Origin of the sequence: Gilliamella sp. Choc4-2 (genome assembly GCF_001690355.1) — a bacterium.
Classification (GTDB): domain Bacteria; phylum Pseudomonadota; class Gammaproteobacteria; order Enterobacterales; family Orbaceae; genus Gilliamella; species Gilliamella apicola_A.
On the sequence record NZ_LZHG01000054.1, the window covers coordinates 21,765 to 38,571 of the forward strand.

Consider the following 16,807-nt stretch of genomic DNA (forward strand, 5'->3'; position numbering starts at 1 on the left):
GGCGCAGTGTTTGTGGCTTGCTCTATGCTAACTACTGGTAAGGTAACGCTGTAAAAATAAGAAAAAACCAATAATTGATAAATAATATTGTAAAATAGTATTTATTATAGCTTCTATCAAACACAACCTAAGTAGGATAGCTTAATTTTTAGTGCTTACCCTGCATTTAAATTAATTTCAGGCTAGATTAAAATGAATAGCGAATTACAGTTACCACCCTTTGTATATCGTATATTACCGTGGATTGCGGCATTTGCATTCTTTATGCAATCACTTGATACCTCGATATTAAACACAGCACTCCCCACTATGGCTAATGATCTTAATGAATCCCCATTAAATATGCAATCAGCCGTGATAAGTTATGCTTTGACTCTTGCATTATTTATTCCTGTTAGTGGTTTTTTGTCAGATAAATTTGGCACAAGAAATATTTTTGTTATGGCCGTTTCACTATTTACACTAGGATCCTTACTTTGTGCTTTATCTAATTCATTGATTTTTTTAGATGTATCACGAGTTATTCAAGGTGTTGGTGGCTCGATGATGGTACCTATATCACGTTTAGTATTAATAAAATCTTTTAAACGTAGTGATTTTTTATCTGCTTTAAATACGGCCACAATTCCAGGCTTAATTGGTCCTGTTTTAGGACCAGTATTGGGGGGATATTTGGTTGATATGGTCAGTTGGCATTGGGTATTTTTTATTAATTTACCTATTGGTATTTTAGGAGTGATAATCAGTTGGAAATATATGCCTAATTTAAAAGGTCAACGTATGCCTTTTGACCTATTCGGTTTTATTTTTATCGTTATTAGCTTTATAAGTGCCACATTAAGTGTTGAGATTTTAAGCCAAAATCAGACATATTTGCTTCCATTACTACTTGCAATAATCAGCCTACTTTTTTTATTGATTTATCGTGAGCATGCAAGAAAGAAACTCAACCCTTTATTCCCATTATCACTTTTTAAGATTCGAACGTTCAAAATCGGTATTATTGGCAATCTCGCTTGCCGATTAGGGATATCAGGCGTGCCTTTTCTAATTCCGTTATTATTACAAGTAGGATTTGGCTACTCAGCTATCTTTGCTGGTTTGATGCTAGTGCCAATGGCTATTGCTTCACTTTGTACCCGAATATTTATTCCACATATTTTAGCGCGTTTAGGTTATCGTTTCGTACTCGTTACTAATACAATTTTAGCGGGTGTAATGATTTTTTTAATGTCTCTGTTAAATTTATCGACGCCTCTCATCCTCATTAGCTTATTGCTATTTTGTATTGGTGGCATCAATTCTATGCAATATACTGCCATGAATAGCATAACCTTAGCTAACTTAGAAAATGATAATACAAGTAGTGGTAATAGTTTAATGGCCGTAAATCAGCAATTAGCAATCAGTTTTGGTACTGGTTTTGGAGCTGTTTTACTACGATTGATTAGTAACTCAGCTAGTACGCTTCACGCATTTCAATTAACATTTGTTATACTTGGCGTGGTTACGGTGCTATCCGGCTTCATTTTCGCACAACTAAAAAAACAAGATGGACAAAATCTAACTACTCATCACCAAAAAACAAGGAGATAAATCTATGTTCCAATACCAAATCATCCCAGTTACCACTTTTCAAGAAAATTGTAGCATTATTTGGTGTGATGAAACCATGGAAGGTGCATTTATTGATCCCGGAGGCGAACCCGAACTGCTTATAAAAGCAGTTGAAAAACTAGGTGTTAATATTAAGCAGATTTTATTAACCCATGGACATTTGGATCATGTTGGTGCTGCAACTATGTTGGCTAAACATTATGATGTGAAGATTATTGGACCAAGCCAAGAAGACGAATTTTTATTAACAAGTTTGCCACAACAAAGTATACAATTCGGTTTTCCTTATACTGATAGCTTTTTGCCTGATCGTTGGTTAAAAGAAGGCGAGCAGATTCAAGTTGGTAATATTAGCCTTGATGTCCTTTTTTGCCCTGGTCACACGCCTGGACATATTGTTTTTATTAACCACTTGGATAAGCTGGCTTTTGTCGGCGATGTATTATTTAAAAGTAGTATAGGAAGAACTGATTTTCCACGAGGCAACCATGCCGATTTAATTTCATCAATCACGAATAAATTATTACCACTTGGAGATAACTTTATTTTTGTACCAGGTCACGGACCAATGTCAAGTTTTGGTCATGAACGAGTTAGTAATCCTTACTTAGTTTAAGTAACACATTGTCTTTAATTATCACACTCTTTATTTTAGAGTGTGATAATTAAAAAAGCCTATTTTTCACTTTCAGATGTAAACAATTTTTCAATAAAAATGTTTACATCTGAAACGATTGCGCTATTATAGTTCTATTATTTATATAAAAGGTAGAAAATAATGAAACAACAACTGACTTCGTATTATCCAACATTTATCACGACACTGGTAAATTTATCTTCTTGGCAACGTAAATTATTGGTCACTACCAGTGCAGCATTACTTTTAGGATTAGCCGCTAATATTAGCATTCCTACTTACCCTGTTCCATTTACATTACAATCATTGGCAGTATTGTTAATTGGTGCTTTTTTAGGTCGTAAACTAGGCGCATTAGCAATAATTCAATACCTTTTTTTAGGCGCCATGGGACTACCTCTATTCGCTAATGGTAGCGGAGGGATTATGGCACTAGCATCGCCTTCTTCGGGTTACTTGTATGGTTATGTATTTAGCGCCTATTTAGCAGGTTTTGCAGCAGAAAAAGGGTATGATCGTCACTTTATTTTAGGCTTAATTGCATTCGCTTGTGCACACCAATTGTTATTTGTATTTGGTGTCGTCTATTTAATGGGCTATTTAAACATTACACTTATTGATGCTTTAAAAGTGGGTTATTTCCCATTTGTTGGTGTTGATGCGCTTAAATTTATTATTGCAACTTGTGTAATGTTTTCGCTATGGCGCTATCGTGCAAAAAAACAATAATCTCCAATGTGGAGATATTATCTTCCAAAGCCTTAAAAAAAATAATGCTTTTAATGGCGCTGTAAGCCTTTCAGGTGCAGTGCCAAATATAGATGAAATAACCAAAAGCATTAATCATGTTGGTTTATATATTGGAAATAATACTGTTATTGAAGCAACGCAAAGCTATGGCGTGATTGAACAGTCATTGACTAATTTTATTTGTACAGCTAAGCATAACATCATTGGTAGAATCCATGATTTAGTTATTATTCAAAATGCATTAAGGCGGGTAAAGAAATGTTTAGGCTCACCTTACAATCACAGCTTTCATCCCAATGCAGATGGGTTTTATTGCAGCGAGCTAATTACTTATGCCTTTAAAACTGAGCAAGGTAATGATTATTTTGCATTATATCCAATGAATTTTAAAGATTTAACGACAAATGAAATTTTATCTTATTGGGTCGATTATTATCGCGATCTAAATCAGATTATTCCACAACAAGAATTAGGATCTCACCCACAACAGTTACTTAGACAAAACCACTTATTCAAGACCATCCTAACACTTGAATTATTCTAAAAGGAGGTAATTAACACAAAAAAGCATTTTACTATTGACATAGCGCCATTAAATCTATAATATGCGCGCTACATTTCGGTTCCTCCATAGTTCAGTCGGTAGAACGGCGGACTGTTAATCCGTATGTCACAGGTTCAAGTCCTGTTGGAGGAGCCAATATCTATATAATATTAGCAAAAGATTTTCTAAATTCTGATTTTTTTGAAAAATTGATCAGCTGCACAAATTAGTCGAGCTTCTTTCTTTGAGCCATTTCCACATTTAGTCTTATTCACTCCATAATTAGTTAGCTAGCATATCAATTACGTTAAAAAATAATAATTCTAATTTTTTCTTTTAACGGCATATTATATTAAATAATATTTCATCAAAAATGTTAAGATAACCAACTTCTTTAGAAGTTTATATTTACAATATATCTTCATTTCCAAATTTTACTTTGGAATTTGTAAAATTTAAGAACAAAGAGATTAAGAATAATGGTGCAATCAATCGAACCCAATATTGCAGATTTAGCTAACGGTTGGCTTAAATCACATCAATTAGACTATAAATTAGAACAAGAATCATTAAATACTGAAATAGATAAAGCACTTTCCGATTACTTTACTAAAAACGGCGGAAATGGTGCAAATCGCCCCGATGTGAAGTTGTTGCTACAACATGAAAATATGAATTTTTACCCTGTCCTTATTGAATATAAAGGATATAAAAATAAACTCGTAAAACTAGACAATCAAGGACAAGTTGAGAATAGAACAGCAAAAAATGAGCCCCATTTTAAAAATATCAATTCATATGCAGTAAACGGAGCTGTCCATTATGCTAATGCTATACTGCACCATACCAGTTACACCGATATTATCGCTATCGGAATGACCGGTTATAAAGACGAAAATGAAAAAATACAATATCAAATAGGGGTTTATTATGTTTCAAAAAGTAATTTTGGGATAGGTCAAAAAGTTGGCGAATTTTCAGATTTATCTTTTTTAAAAAGAGAAAACTTTTATGCTTTTATCGAGCAAGTAAAATCGTTAAGCCTAACACAAGAAGAGATTGAGAAGCTCAAAGAACAACGTGAAAGAGAAATTAATGCGAGTCTGGTAAAGCTTAATAATGACATATACCAAAATGAAAAAGGATTAGGAGAAAACGATCGAGTTTATCTGGTTGCTGCCTCTATTATTGCAACATTGGGGATACCCGGTAAAGTGGCGCCTCTTGAAAAAGAAGATTTAAAATCGTCTATCGAAAAAGGCAATACAGATGGAGATATAATTGTTCGAAAAATCAAAGCATTTTTAGAGGAAAAGAAATTACCTAATGAGAAAAAAGACCTTATTCTAAGAACTTTGCAAAATACTCTTACCACCGAAAACATCAATAAAGTCAATAATGGGGAATCTCAGTTAAAAAGAGTGTTTACTAAAATTATTGATGATTTAGGTATCTATTACAAAATCGGATTAACGACTGATTTTACGGGAAAACTCTTTAATGAAATGTATTCTTGGTTAGGCTTTACTCAAGATAAACTTAACGACGTAGTACTCACACCTTCGTATGTTGCTACCCTTTTAGTAAAATTGGCACGAATAAATAAAGACTCCTACGTTTGGGATTTTGCAACAGGATCTGCCGGCTTACTTGTTGCCGCAATGAACGAAATGCTGAATGATGCTAAAAACAGCATTACATCGCCGGATAAACTCAAGCAAAAAGAGATTCAAATAAAAGCCGAACAATTGCTAGGTTTAGAAGTCCTTTCCAGTGTATATATGTTGGCAATTTTAAATATGATCTTAATGGGAGACGGAAGCTCAAATATTTTAAATAAAGATTCCTTAATCGACTTTGATGGTAATTACGGCTTTGGAAAACCGAACGAAAAATTCCCGGCAGATGCTTTTATACTCAACCCGCCTTATTCTGCAAAAGGTAATGGGATGATTTTTGTAGAAAAAGCGCTTAATATGATGAATAAAGGGTATGCAGCCATCATTATACAAAATTCTGCCGGTTCCGGTAAAGCAAAAGAATACAATCAAAGAATTTTAAAAAAACATACCCTTCTAGCCAGTATAAAAATGCCTATTGATTTATTTATCGGCAAATCAAGCGTACAAACAAATATTTATGTGTTTAAAATAAATGAAAAGCATGAAAAAGATGAAATGGTGAAGTTTATTGACTTCTCAAACGACGGATACACACGAACTAACCGCAAAAAAGCAAGTAACAATTTAAAAGATACAGGCAGAGCGATAGAACGATATCAAGAATTAGTTAACTTGGTACGTTTTGGGCGGAGTAAACTTAATATTTTTACCGATAAAGAGTATTACGAAAATACCATAGACCCTGAAAATGGCACTGATTGGAACCAAAGCGCACCAATTGATACCAAACCGACATTACAAGACTTTAAGAAAACAGTCAGCGACTATTTGGCTTGGGAAGTCTCCAATTTACTAAAGCAACAAAACAAAGAAGAGGAAAGGCTGGGAAAGTAGATTCCTCACTTAGCAAAAAGTTGCAAGAAGTTAAGTGGGGTGAATTTAAATTAGGAGATTTGTTTGATATAAAGAACACGTTAAGTTTTAACAAAGAAAAACTTAACGTTGGTAATCAATATGATTATGTTACTAGAACATCCCAAAATCAGGGAATCTTGATGGAAACAGGATATATAAATAAAGAAAATCTGAATTCATCCGGAAATTGGAGCTTAGGGCTTTTACAGATGGATTTTTTCTATCGTCAAAAGCCATGGTATGCGGGTCAATTTGTAAGAAAAATTGTGCCTAAAATTCAACTTAAGAAAAATTCTGTATTATATTTCACAGCACTTTTGAATAAACAAAAACAAAATTTATTATCTGTGCTTGTTAGAGATGTCGATAAAACTTTCTTAAATACAATAGTTCAATTACCTATTTTAAAAGATGGTCAGATAAATTTTGATTTTATGGAAAATTTTATAGCGGAACTGGAAGCAGAGCGTATAGCGGAACTGGAAGCCTATTTATCTGTTACAGGCTTAAAAGATTACACTTTAACAAAAGAAGAGCAACAAGCTTTAGATGATTTTGAAAGTGATCAATTTAGTTTTAGTCAGTTTAGAACTGGATATTTGTTTTATATAAATTCATATAAAAAACGATTTGATGCAAATAAAGTTTATATTTCTGATTTTGGAAAACCTTATGTGGTTAGAACGAATTTATGTAATGGGATACGTGGTTATATAAATGAGGATGAACAATTTTTAAATGAAGCGAACACTTTGTCTTTTGGTCAAGATACGGCAACAATCTTTTATCAGAAAGAACCTTATTTTACTGGTGATAAAATAAAAATTTTGAAATCAAAAGATGATCGTTTTAATAAGTTAAACGGATTATTTTTTGTTTCAACGATGCAAAAATCTTTTAGTTGCTTTAGTTGGGGAAGATCAAGCTTTAATACAAATATTATAGAAAAACAATTCATAAAACTTCCTATAAAAAATGGTCAGCCTAATTATTCAATAATGGAAACATTTATCTCTGCTATTCAAAAATTAGTAATTAAAGATGTTGTTTTATATGCTAATAAAAAAATTGCAGCAACAAAAATGGTGGTACAATCAGAAAATAATAAGAATTAAGACTCTCAAATATATAAAAAACATTTTATAGGCGTTTAGTCGTATAGTTTTAAGCTGTGCTTAAATACGTGCTAACCACCTATAATTTTAATGAGTATAATTATCTCCACGAAAATAGTACAACCCCAAAAGTAAAAAATCTGTATTGTAAAAATTAAAGGAACTGTTATTAATGCATATACATTTTATTATTCATGAAGCTTTTGAAGCACCTGGTGCCTATGAGCAATGGGCTATGATGCATCATCACACTATAACTTATTCTCGCGTTTACCTTAATGAACCACTCCCTAATAGCATTGATGATATCGACTTTCTTATTGTTATGGGCGGTCCACAGTCACCATCAACTACCAAACAAGAATGCGCTCATTTTGATTCTAAAGCAGAACAAGCCATTATTTTATCTGCAATAAAAGCAGAGAAAGTAGTCATTGGTGTATGTCTTGGTTCACAATTAATCGGTGAAGCTTTAGGGGCAAGTTATAGCAATAGCCCAGAAAAAGAAATTGGCAAATTCCCTATTGTATTAACTCAAATCGGTAAAACAAATCCTTTGTTTACTGATTTTGGTAGCACATTAGAAGTCGGTCATTGGCACAATGATATGCCAGGTTTAACCAAAGATGCTCAAATTATTGCTTATAGTGAAGGGTGTCCTCGTCAAATCATTGCATACAGTAAATTTGTTTATGGTTTCCAATGCCATATGGAGTTAACACCTGAAGTGGTCGAATTATTAATTACCCATTCACAAAAGGAACTTAGTCAAGCAGAAAAATACCGCTTTGTCGATACACCTGATAAGCTTCGCTCTCATGATTACACTGAAATGAATCAAAAACTTTTCACTTTTCTCGACAAGTTAAGCCAACGCTATCTGTCACCTTTAGAAAAATGACCGATTATATATTGTCGATAAGGGAATGGAAAATATGCAGGATATTATTATCGATAAACCGATAAAACGCAGTAAATTAAGGCTAAAATTAGGCAAAGAATATTTTATCTTAAAACGAAAATTTGATTGGTGGCGACATCGTAACGCATATTGCACTGTCGACATAAATAATAATACATGTTGTTATTCTCACAAAAAACATCAGTCTGTTTTATTAAGACAACTAAAAGATGTTGATATGTATTTACAATATAACAAAATCACTAATCTTAGATTAGCAATTGAAAAACTTAATGGTTCAATCATTAAGCCTAATCAACGTTTTTCGATCTGGCAAAAAGTAGGACGCCCATCCAAAAAACGGGGATTTTTAGAAGGACTATCATTACATAATGGACAGATAGGCAAAGATATTGGTGGAGGATTATGCCAATTAGGTAATTTGATTTATTGGATTGTATTACACTCCGATCTTACAATCATAGAACGTTGGCGTCATAGTTTTGATGTTTTCCCTGATATCAATCGAACTATTCCTTTTGCTTGTGGCGCCACCCTATCTTATAACTATGTAGATTTACAGTTAATCAATAAAACCAATAGCACTTACCGGCTTAATCTTTGGCTTGATGATCAATATTTACATGGCGAATTACTTGCTGATACCCCCCTTAAGTAATCATTATGAAATCCTAGAAACCGATCATCGTATTGAACAACAATGGTGGGGAGGTTTTACCAGACATAATAAAATATGGCAACGTAAAACACATTTAATTGATAACCATGTTGAAGAAAAGCTCATCAGCGAAAACCACGCAATTATGATGTATACCCCATTTATAGCAAATAATGAAGACGAATTGAAAAAGCAATAGTCATTCTGATAACAGATAGTCACTAACTATCTAAGTGATAGTTTGAGAGCTATACTAATAGCCCGTATACTCATGAAATAAAGTAGTTAATAATACCTAATATATGAAAGGAGCAAATTTCATGGCTTATACTTTACCTCCATTACCTTATGCTTATGATGCATTAGAACCTTATATTGATTCTGAAACTATGCATCTGCATCACGATAAACATCATCAAACCTATGTGAACAATGCAAATGCCATTCTTGAAACTTTGCCAGCTGAATTAAAAGAGTTTTGCCCCAGCACTTTGTTAAAAAATTTAGATAAAGTACCTGCTGACAAAATCACAGGTATTAAAAATAACGTAGGTGGTCATGTTAATCACACTCTTTTCTGGGAACTATTAAAAGTTGGTACTGAACTAAAAGGCGACCTAAAAGCGGTCATCGAAAAAGATTTTGGTTCAGTTGATGCATTTAAAGAAAAATTTGCAGCAGCGGCAGCAACTCGATTTGGTTCAGGTTGGGCTTGGTTAGTATTACAAAATGGTAAACTTGAAGTTGTTTCTACAGCCAATCAAGATTCACCGATAATGGGCGAAAAATTTGCTGGTGTTTCTGGTACGCCGATTTTAACACTAGATGTTTGGGAACATGCTTATTATTTGAAATATCAAAACCGCCGTGTTGATTACATTGGTGCATTTTGGAATGTAGTTAACTGGGATAAAGTTGCTGAGCTATACGCTGAAGCCAAAAAATAACTTGATTGTACTCATATTCTTTTCACCTTAAAAAGTGGCGCCTAGTGCGCCATCTTTTCTTTTCGAGCAATGCTTTATTTACTGAGTCAAAGTCAAAAATAGTAATTGGCAATTGCTAAATTATGCCCAAATCCGCTACAATGGACGCTTGTTTAATAAATCATAAAACAGAGCAACTCCATTTAAATCATGTTTGAAATTAATCCAGTTAAATCAAAGATAGCAGAACTTACCGAACGCACAGCCGTGATTCGGGGGTATCTTTGACTATGATCTAAAAAAAGAACGGCTCGAAGAAGTCAATGCCGAGCTAGAGCAATCCGAAGTATGGGCCGATCCAGAAAAAGCACAAGCGTTAGGTAAAGAACGCGTTGCACTTGATGAAATAATCAATACCATTCATTCATTAACTCAAGGTCTTGACGATGTTGAAGGCTTGCTTGAACTTGCTATTGAAGCTGAAGATCAAGATACTTTCGATGAAACTAATTTTGAACTTGAACAGTTAGAGAAAAAACTGGCTGAACTTGAATTCCGACGAATGTTTTCTGGTAAATATGATAGTGCAGATTGTTATTTAGATATCCAATCAGGCTCAGGGGGAACTGAAGCACAAGATTGGGCAGAAATGTTACTTAGGATGTATTTACGCTGGGCTGAATCAAAAGGTTTTGCAACTGAAGTGATGGAAGTATCGGATGGTGATGTTGCTGGTATCAAATCGGCAACGATTAAAGTATCGGGTGATTATGCTTACGGTTGGTTACGCACAGAAACTGGAGTACACCGCCTAGTTCGCAAAAGTCCATTTGACTCAGGCAATCGACGCCATACCTCGTTTGCTTCTGTATTTGTTTATCCTGAAATTGATGATGATATTGATATCGACATTAACCCTGCCGATCTCCGTATCGATGTATACCGTGCGTCAGGTGCTGGTGGTCAACATGTAAATAAAACTGAGTCTGCTGTACGAATCACTCATATTCCTACGGGTATTGTTACTCAATGTCAAAATAACCGTTCACAACACAGCAATAAAGATCAAGCAATGAAACAGTTAAAAGCAAAACTGTATGAGCTTGAGATGCAAAAAAAGAATGCTGAAAAACAACAAATGGAAGAGACTAAATCTGACATTGGTTGGGGGAGCCAAATTCGCTCTTACGTACTTGATGATTCGCGTATCAAGGATTTGCGTACTGGCGTTGAAACTCGTAATACACAGGCCGTATTAGATGGCGATTTAGATCAATTTATTGAAGAAAGCTTAAAAGCAGGTTTATAAACCGCTTGGTTATAAATAAAAGGTAAAACTATGTCAACAGAGCAGCAAGATCAACAAAACCAAATTGAAGAGTTAAATAATGAACTAAAAGTACGTCGCGAAAAGCTCGCTCATCTTCGCGAACAAGGTATTGCTTTTCCTAATGATTTTCGCCGTGATGCGATTTCTAGTGATCTCCATAAACAATATGGCGATAAAACTAACGAAGAACTGATTGAAAAGAAAATTATTGTAACTGTGGCTGGCCGTATGATGATGCGTCGTATTATGGGTAAAGCCTCGTTTGTTTCTCTACAAGATGTTGCTGGACAAATCCAACTTTATGTTACTCGTGATGATCTCCCTGAAGGTTTTTATAACGAGCAATTTAAAAAATGGGATTTGGGCGATATTGTCGGCGCTAAAGGTTACCTATTTAAGACTAAAACTGGTGAGCTTTCTATTCACTGTGAAGAAATTTGTTTATTAACTAAAGCTCTTCGCCCATTACCTGATAAGTTTCATGGACTTGCCGATCAAGAAATGCGTTACCGTCAACGTTACTTGGATCTTATCACAAATCAAGAGTCAAGAGAGACTTTTAAAGCGCGTTCCAAAGTTGTCAGTGAAATCCGCAACTTTATGATTGAAAACCACTTTATGGAAGTCGAAACGCCAATGATGCAGGTAATTCCGGGTGGTGCATCAGCTAAACCATTTATTACGCATCACAATGCGCTTGATTTAGATATGTATATGCGTATTGCGCCAGAACTTTATCTAAAACGATTAGTTGTAGGTGGCTTTGAGCGGGTATTTGAAATTAATCGCAACTTCCGAAATGAAGGCGTATCACCAAGACATAATCCAGAATTTACCATGATGGAAATGTATATGGCTTATGCTGATTACAAAGATCTGATCGTATTAACAGAAACATTATTCCGTCGTTTAGCTATTACGGTAACAGGTGATGCTGTTGTGCAATATGGTGAACATACGTTTGATTTTGGTAAACCATTTATCAAAATGACCATGCGTGAAGCCATTTGCCATTACCGCCCTGAAACCAATAATACTGATCTAGATGACTTTGATAAAGCTTGTGCCATAGCACAATCAATTGGCATTAAAATTGAAAAAGGTTGGGGACTTGGTCGTGTTGTGACTGAAATTTTTGAAGAAGTGGCTGAATCGAACTTAATTCAACCAACTTTTATTACCGAATACCCAGCAGAAGTATCACCGCTTGCTCGCCGTAACGACGAAAACCCATTTGTAACAGACCGATTCGAGTTTTTTATTGGTGGTCGTGAAATTGGCAATGGATTCTCAGAACTTAACGATGCTGAAGATCAAGCTCAACGCTTTGCTGATCAAGTATCACAAAAAGATGCGGGTGATGATGAAGCGATGTTTTATGATGAAGATTATATTACAGCGCTGGAGCACGGTTTACCGCCTACAGCAGGACTTGGGATTGGTATTGACCGTACGGTGATGCTATTTACCAACAGCCATACAATTCGTGACGTAATTTTATTCCCAACCATGCGTCCAATCAAATAAAACGGTTTATCATTAAAAACACACTTATTTTTTGATAAGTGTGTTTTTATACTGAAACGCATGTTTTACTGAAAGTTTTTAACAACAATTTGTATCGTAACCAATAAAAAACATACTAATTCATTTTACTTACTAATAGCCCATCTAGATTATTTATTGTTTAATACCCAGTTATCCAACATCAGCTTTAATGATTAACAAATAACATTGTAAGTTATTACTTACATACTTAGTAAGTACATATACCATCATAAATGGCAAAAAACACTATATAAGTTAATATTAAAAAGAAAACAATATTGCTAAAATTAGTTTATTGCATGTGAGAATAATCACAAAATAAAAAAGTGAGTAGTTATTCACTTTTATCTATTAATTTAAGATATCAAGCAATGCACAATGTATCAATAAATTAATCATGACATATCATAAAGAATCGTTGACTATCAATATAGCCAACGAAATATGAGTGAATTTAGTGGCTATCAATCGATTTGACTTGATGTGGCAAGATAAGATTTAACACAATAGCTAAAATACCACACAAACTAATACCTTGCAGTGTATAAGAGCCAAAATCAAAGATCATCCCTCCAATACCAAAAACTAAAACTAATGAAACAATACACATATTACGCGGTACAGATAGATCGACTTTATGTTTCACTAAGATATTAATGCCCACAGATGCAATAGAACCAAACAGTAACACCATAATCCCACCCATTACTACAGTTGGAATTGAACTTAAAAATGCACCAATTTTTCCGATAAAAGACATTAAAATTGCCCAAAAAGCTGCCCATGTCATTACTCGAGTTTTGAAATTGCGAGTTAGCGTTACTGCACCAATCACTTCTGCATAAGTAATACACGGTGGTCCACCAAAAAATCCTGCCATCGAAGTTGCTAGCCCATCACCAAGTAATGTACGCTGTAAACCAGGATCGCGTGTATAGTCTTTACCTGTTACGGCGCTAATAGCCATAATATCGCCAACATGTTCAATGGTTGGCGCAATGACAATTGGGATCATATACAAAATGGCTTGCCAGTGAAATTCAGGAAAAGTGAAATCGGGAACTTTAAACCATGGTGCGTCAATAATTGGCTGGAAATTGACAATACCAAACATGCAAGAGAGCGTATAACCAACTACAATACCCGAAATAATAGGTAATAATTTTAAAAAACCTTTTGTCCAAATGGCAACCACTAAAGTTGTTAATAATGATACCATTGAAATAATAATCAATTGATAATTTTCAGCTTGCAGTCCACTGTTTTTACCCATTGCCATACCTATAGTAACAGGCGCCAATGATAAACCAATAACCATAATAATTGGTCCAGTTACAACTGGCGGTAAGATACTATCAATAACATGTTTACCATTTATTTTTACTAAAAAAGAAAAAAACATAAATACAAATCCCGCAGCTATTAAACCGCCTAAAGTAGCAGGAATCCCCCATTGAGCAACACCAAATGAGATAGGAGCAATAAAAGCAAATGACGAAGCTAAAAATACAGGAACTTTACCTTTAGTTGTCAATTGAAATAATAAAGTACCTACTCCAGCAGTAAAAAGAGCTACATTCGGGTTTAACCCTGTTAATAGTGGAACTAACACCAATGCACCAAATGCGACAAATAACATTTGCGCTCCAGTAAAAATATCTTGCCAAGAATGTTTATGCAGTGATGTTATATTTTTTGTTTTATCTGTTGTGATATTGCTCACATCTCGCCTCTCTTACTTAACGAAATTTATTGTATAACTTGCCTGATTAACAGGCATAAAAAAACCGGATTAACCGGTCTAAATTTTGAGATTTTATTTTGTGCCGAAGATTTTGTCTCCAGCATCACCCAGTCCAGGTAGTATGTAGCCTTTTTCGTTCAACCTCTCATCAATCGATGCAGTATAAAGTTCAACATCAGGGTGAGCTTGTTCAAGCACTTTAATACCTTCTGGTGCAGCAACTAAAACTAATACTTTAATATTTTTACAACCTGCTTTTTTAAGCAAATCGATTGTCGCCACCATTGAGCCACCTGTAGCTAACATTGGATCAACAACTAAAGCCATTCGATCTTCAATATCCGAGGTTAGTTTTTGAAAATAAGGAACAGGTTCTAACGTTTCTTCGTTACGGTAAAAACCAACAACGCTAATACGGGCACTTGGCACATGCTCAAGCACACCATCCATCATACCTAAGCCAGCACGCAAAATAGGTACAACCGTAATTTTTTTACCCTTAATACGTTCTACTTGAACAGGTCCACACCAACCGTCTATTGTTACTGTTTCGGTAGGTAGATCAGCCGTTGCTTCATAAGTTAATAAACTGCCAACTTCGCTGGCAAGATTACGAAAGTCTTTGGTACTAATATCGTGTTCACGCATTAATCCAATTTTATGACGTACAAGAGGGTGTTTTACTTCAACTATTTTCATGGAGGGCCTCAGTGTTATTTTCTATAATCTGTTAGCTGGTATAAATAACCACTGAGCGGTAATTCTAACATAGTTATCACTTTATGAAAACCTGAAATCAACAGCCTTATAGGCAATGTAAATATTGATAAAAAATAAAAATAAAAAAATTTAACGATAAAAATCAGTTTTATTTTCGTTTTTTTTTCATTAAAATAGCCGTCCCAAATAATTTATTTCAGTAATTAATTTAAAAAAGGAATATAGGAAAGAATTGGTTTATTGATTGTATTACAATAAATTATGCAAATTTTAATGGACGAGCTTGCCGTGAAGAATATTGGATGTTCTCTTCGATCTATATTGTTCTAATTATTTTGATGATAATTATTGATAATATGATGAAAAATAACCTCGTTTTAACTTTGAGCTTGACATTGACTTTATTTGTTCCTAATTGCGCAGTTACAGTACGCCGTTTGCATGATGTTGATAAACCGGGTTGGTACTTTTTGACTGCAATACCTTATACGCTATTAAAGCTTATGTGTACCGATTCAACTCTTGGTCCTAACCAATATGGCGAAAACCTGATTGGTTAAAGAAGGGAACACAATGCCAATGGCATTACTTTTAGCGTTAGGCAGCATATCGGGAGCTTTATTGGGAATATATCCTAGCTTATCTATTGCGGCTGAAATTTGTAATTGAAGTGGTTTTGATACAAGATTGGGATCACGTAAGAAACGACTCACAGTCATTTTACTAATCCCGATTAGATTTGCAATTTCCTGCAAACTTGTTCGACGTCTTTTATTATTACTCATGTTTGTTTTTCCGATAGTCTTGGTTGCCAATCTATTGCTTTTTTACCTTGTTGCATAATAAGATCATTCGCTTTGGAAAAGTGCTTACAGCCAAAAAATCCACGATGAGCTGATAACGGTGATGGATGCACCGATGTTAATACATGATGTTTTTGGCGATTAATAAACTGCCCTTTTTTTTGTGCAGGAGATCCCCACAATAAAAAAACCACACCTTCAAGATACTCATCGATTGCCGCTATCACATTATCAGTAAAAGTTTCCCAACCTATTTTTGCATGAGAATGCGCTTGCCCCGCTTCAACAGTCAACACATTATTTAATAGTAATACACCTTGAGCAGCCCAAGAAGCTAAATAGCCATGAGAAGGAATTGTAAAACCATCAATATCGGTTGCCAGTTCTTTATAAATATTAACTAACGATGGTGGTGTCTTAACTCCGGGTAAAACAGAAAAAGAAAGACCGTGAGCTTGATTAGGACCATGATAAGGATCTTGCCCTAAAATCACCGCTTTGATTTGATCAAACGGTGTAAAACGAAATGCATTAAACACATCATGCTGTGGTGGGTACACAATCTTACCATTAGTACGTTCAGATGCTACAAATTGCATTATATTCTGAAAATAGGGCTTTTCTTTTTCATTGCCTATAACATCATGCCATGTTAATTGATTACTCATACAATACCTATATTATTATTTCATATGACTCAACAACATTATTTGCTGATTAAATAATTATACCTAAAAAAAATAATAAACCTAATGTTAATCAGCTTGGCTTTCGCTAAACCAATATTCTTAAATGTTTACTTAGATATAAAATGGAAACTGATTATTCAAACTTTCAATGTTTAACTGATATTTTTATAATATTTTAGGGCTCCTATCGACATTGTACTAAATAAAATATTTGGTTAAGTTCTTTTAATTTTAAATAAAGTGATAAATTCAAAATAATTAATATAA

Annotated in this window: 16 protein-coding genes, 1 tRNA gene and 1 pseudogene; 14 read left to right on the plus strand and 4 right to left on the minus strand. The window is 34.3% G+C overall.

What is annotated here, in order from left to right; all coding sequences use genetic code 11:
- The first annotated feature begins 192 nt into the window (after nucleotides 1–192).
- The 13 genes from A9G34_RS07100 to lysS all read left to right on the plus strand — a co-directional run bounded on the left by A9G34_RS07100 (nucleotide 193) and on the right by lysS (nucleotide 12,563).
- Entirely contained in the window at nucleotides 193–1,596 is a 1,404-nt protein-coding gene (locus A9G34_RS07100) for a DHA2 family efflux MFS transporter permease subunit (protein ID WP_065569303.1), read from the plus strand.
- A 4-nt stretch (nucleotides 1,597–1,600) separates the two neighbouring features.
- Nucleotides 1,601–2,233 (plus strand): MBL fold metallo-hydrolase, encoded by a 633-nt coding sequence (locus A9G34_RS07105; protein ID WP_034947806.1) that lies wholly within the window; start codon nucleotides 1,601–1,603, stop codon nucleotides 2,231–2,233.
- A 162-nt stretch (nucleotides 2,234–2,395) separates the two neighbouring features.
- Entirely contained in the window at nucleotides 2,396–2,983 is a 588-nt protein-coding gene (locus A9G34_RS07110) for a biotin transporter BioY (protein ID WP_051825423.1), read from the plus strand.
- Complete coding sequence (locus A9G34_RS07115) at nucleotides 2,967–3,548, plus strand: YiiX/YebB-like N1pC/P60 family cysteine hydrolase (protein WP_034947809.1); 582 nt, start codon at nucleotides 2,967–2,969, stop codon at nucleotides 3,546–3,548. Before A9G34_RS07110 ends, A9G34_RS07115 begins: the two co-directional genes overlap by 17 nt.
- 80 nt (nucleotides 3,549–3,628) lie before the next feature.
- A tRNA-Asn gene (locus tag A9G34_RS07120) sits at nucleotides 3,629–3,704 on the plus strand.
- Nucleotides 3,705–4,027: 323 nt separating this feature from the next.
- A complete protein-coding gene (locus tag A9G34_RS07125; protein ID WP_065569304.1) occupies nucleotides 4,028–6,064 on the plus strand; it encodes an HsdM family class I SAM-dependent methyltransferase in 2,037 nt (678 codons plus the stop codon).
- Nucleotides 6,004–7,200, plus strand: a complete 1,197-nt coding sequence (locus A9G34_RS07130) for a restriction endonuclease subunit S (RefSeq protein WP_081295295.1) — start codon at nucleotides 6,004–6,006, stop codon at nucleotides 7,198–7,200. Before A9G34_RS07125 ends, A9G34_RS07130 begins: the two co-directional genes overlap by 61 nt.
- A gap of 172 nt (nucleotides 7,201–7,372) precedes the next feature.
- A complete protein-coding gene (locus A9G34_RS07135) occupies nucleotides 7,373–8,101 on the plus strand; it encodes a type 1 glutamine amidotransferase (RefSeq protein ID WP_065569306.1) in 729 nt (242 codons plus the stop codon).
- Between the two features lie 25 nt (nucleotides 8,102–8,126).
- Entirely contained in the window at nucleotides 8,127–8,780 is a 654-nt protein-coding gene (locus A9G34_RS07140) for a VanW family protein (protein ID WP_218055694.1), read from the plus strand.
- Complete coding sequence (locus tag A9G34_RS10885; RefSeq protein WP_218055695.1) at nucleotides 8,758–8,979, plus strand: hypothetical protein; 222 nt, start codon at nucleotides 8,758–8,760, stop codon at nucleotides 8,977–8,979. Before A9G34_RS07140 ends, A9G34_RS10885 begins: the two co-directional genes overlap by 23 nt.
- A 121-nt stretch (nucleotides 8,980–9,100) precedes the next feature.
- Nucleotides 9,101–9,727, plus strand: a complete 627-nt coding sequence (locus A9G34_RS07145) for a Fe-Mn family superoxide dismutase (RefSeq protein WP_065569307.1) — start codon at nucleotides 9,101–9,103, stop codon at nucleotides 9,725–9,727.
- 189 nt (nucleotides 9,728–9,916) lie between these two features.
- Nucleotides 9,917–11,015 (plus strand): peptide chain release factor 2 gene (gene prfB, locus A9G34_RS07150; protein WP_141670374.1). Its coding sequence is split into 2 segments (ribosomal slippage): nucleotides 9,917–9,991 and nucleotides 9,993–11,015, totalling 1,098 coding nucleotides; the frame shifts between segments, so codons are not numbered across the junction.
- A gap of 30 nt (nucleotides 11,016–11,045) precedes the next feature.
- A complete protein-coding gene (gene lysS / locus A9G34_RS07155; RefSeq protein WP_065569309.1) occupies nucleotides 11,046–12,563 on the plus strand; it encodes a lysine--tRNA ligase in 1,518 nt (505 codons plus the stop codon).
- A 475-nt stretch (nucleotides 12,564–13,038) separates the two neighbouring features.
- Here lysS and A9G34_RS07160 read toward each other — a convergent pair whose 3' ends face one another.
- Together A9G34_RS07160 and upp are read right to left on the minus strand one after the other, a co-directional pair.
- Nucleotides 13,039–14,298, minus strand: a complete 1,260-nt coding sequence (locus tag A9G34_RS07160) for a uracil-xanthine permease family protein (protein ID WP_081295296.1) — start codon at nucleotides 14,296–14,298, stop codon at nucleotides 13,039–13,041.
- Nucleotides 14,299–14,400: 102 nt separating this feature from the next.
- Nucleotides 14,401–15,027 (minus strand): uracil phosphoribosyltransferase, encoded by a 627-nt coding sequence (upp, locus tag A9G34_RS07165; RefSeq protein ID WP_065569310.1) that lies wholly within the window; start codon nucleotides 15,025–15,027, stop codon nucleotides 14,401–14,403.
- 323 nt (nucleotides 15,028–15,350) lie between these two features.
- Between upp and A9G34_RS07170 the strand changes: the two genes are divergently transcribed.
- The gene (locus tag A9G34_RS07170; protein ID WP_081295292.1) at nucleotides 15,351–15,608 is read left to right on the plus strand and encodes a DUF805 domain-containing protein; all 258 of its coding nucleotides are present in this window, start codon (nucleotides 15,351–15,353) and stop codon (nucleotides 15,606–15,608) included.
- Here A9G34_RS07170 and A9G34_RS11145 read toward each other — a convergent pair.
- Both A9G34_RS11145 and ung read right to left on the minus strand, forming a co-directional pair.
- Nucleotides 15,576–15,833 (minus strand): annotated as a pseudogene (locus A9G34_RS11145) (LacI family DNA-binding transcriptional regulator); the annotation flags it as partial. The gene A9G34_RS07170 and the pseudogene A9G34_RS11145 overlap by 33 nt on opposite strands.
- Entirely contained in the window at nucleotides 15,830–16,519 is a 690-nt protein-coding gene (ung, locus tag A9G34_RS07175; RefSeq protein WP_065569312.1) for a uracil-DNA glycosylase, read from the minus strand. The pseudogene A9G34_RS11145 and the gene ung, both read right to left, overlap by 4 nt.
- Nucleotides 16,520–16,807: the final 288 nt, after the last annotated feature.

Bases quoted from the DNA above. Each gene is read 5' to 3' on its own strand.
- A9G34_RS07100 (WP_065569303.1), top strand. From the start codon at position 193: ATGAATAGCGAATTACAGTTACCACCCTTTGTATATCGTATATTACCG.
- A9G34_RS07105 (WP_034947806.1), top strand. From the start codon at position 1,601: ATGTTCCAATACCAAATCATCCCAGTTACCACTTTTCAAGAAAATTGT.
- A9G34_RS07110 (WP_051825423.1), top strand. From the start codon at position 2,396: ATGAAACAACAACTGACTTCGTATTATCCAACATTTATCACGACACTG.
- A9G34_RS07125 (WP_065569304.1), top strand. From the start codon at position 4,028: ATGGTGCAATCAATCGAACCCAATATTGCAGATTTAGCTAACGGTTGG.
- A9G34_RS07135 (WP_065569306.1), top strand. From the start codon at position 7,373: ATGCATATACATTTTATTATTCATGAAGCTTTTGAAGCACCTGGTGCC.
- A9G34_RS07140 (WP_218055694.1), top strand. From the start codon at position 8,127: ATGGAAAATATGCAGGATATTATTATCGATAAACCGATAAAACGCAGT.
- A9G34_RS07145 (WP_065569307.1), top strand. From the start codon at position 9,101: ATGGCTTATACTTTACCTCCATTACCTTATGCTTATGATGCATTAGAA.
- lysS (WP_065569309.1), top strand. From the start codon at position 11,046: ATGTCAACAGAGCAGCAAGATCAACAAAACCAAATTGAAGAGTTAAAT.
- upp (WP_065569310.1), bottom strand. From the start codon at position 15,027: ATGAAAATAGTTGAAGTAAAACACCCTCTTGTACGTCATAAAATTGGA.
- A9G34_RS07170 (WP_081295292.1), top strand. From the start codon at position 15,351: ATGTTCTCTTCGATCTATATTGTTCTAATTATTTTGATGATAATTATT.
- ung (WP_065569312.1), bottom strand. From the start codon at position 16,519: ATGAGTAATCAATTAACATGGCATGATGTTATAGGCAATGAAAAAGAA.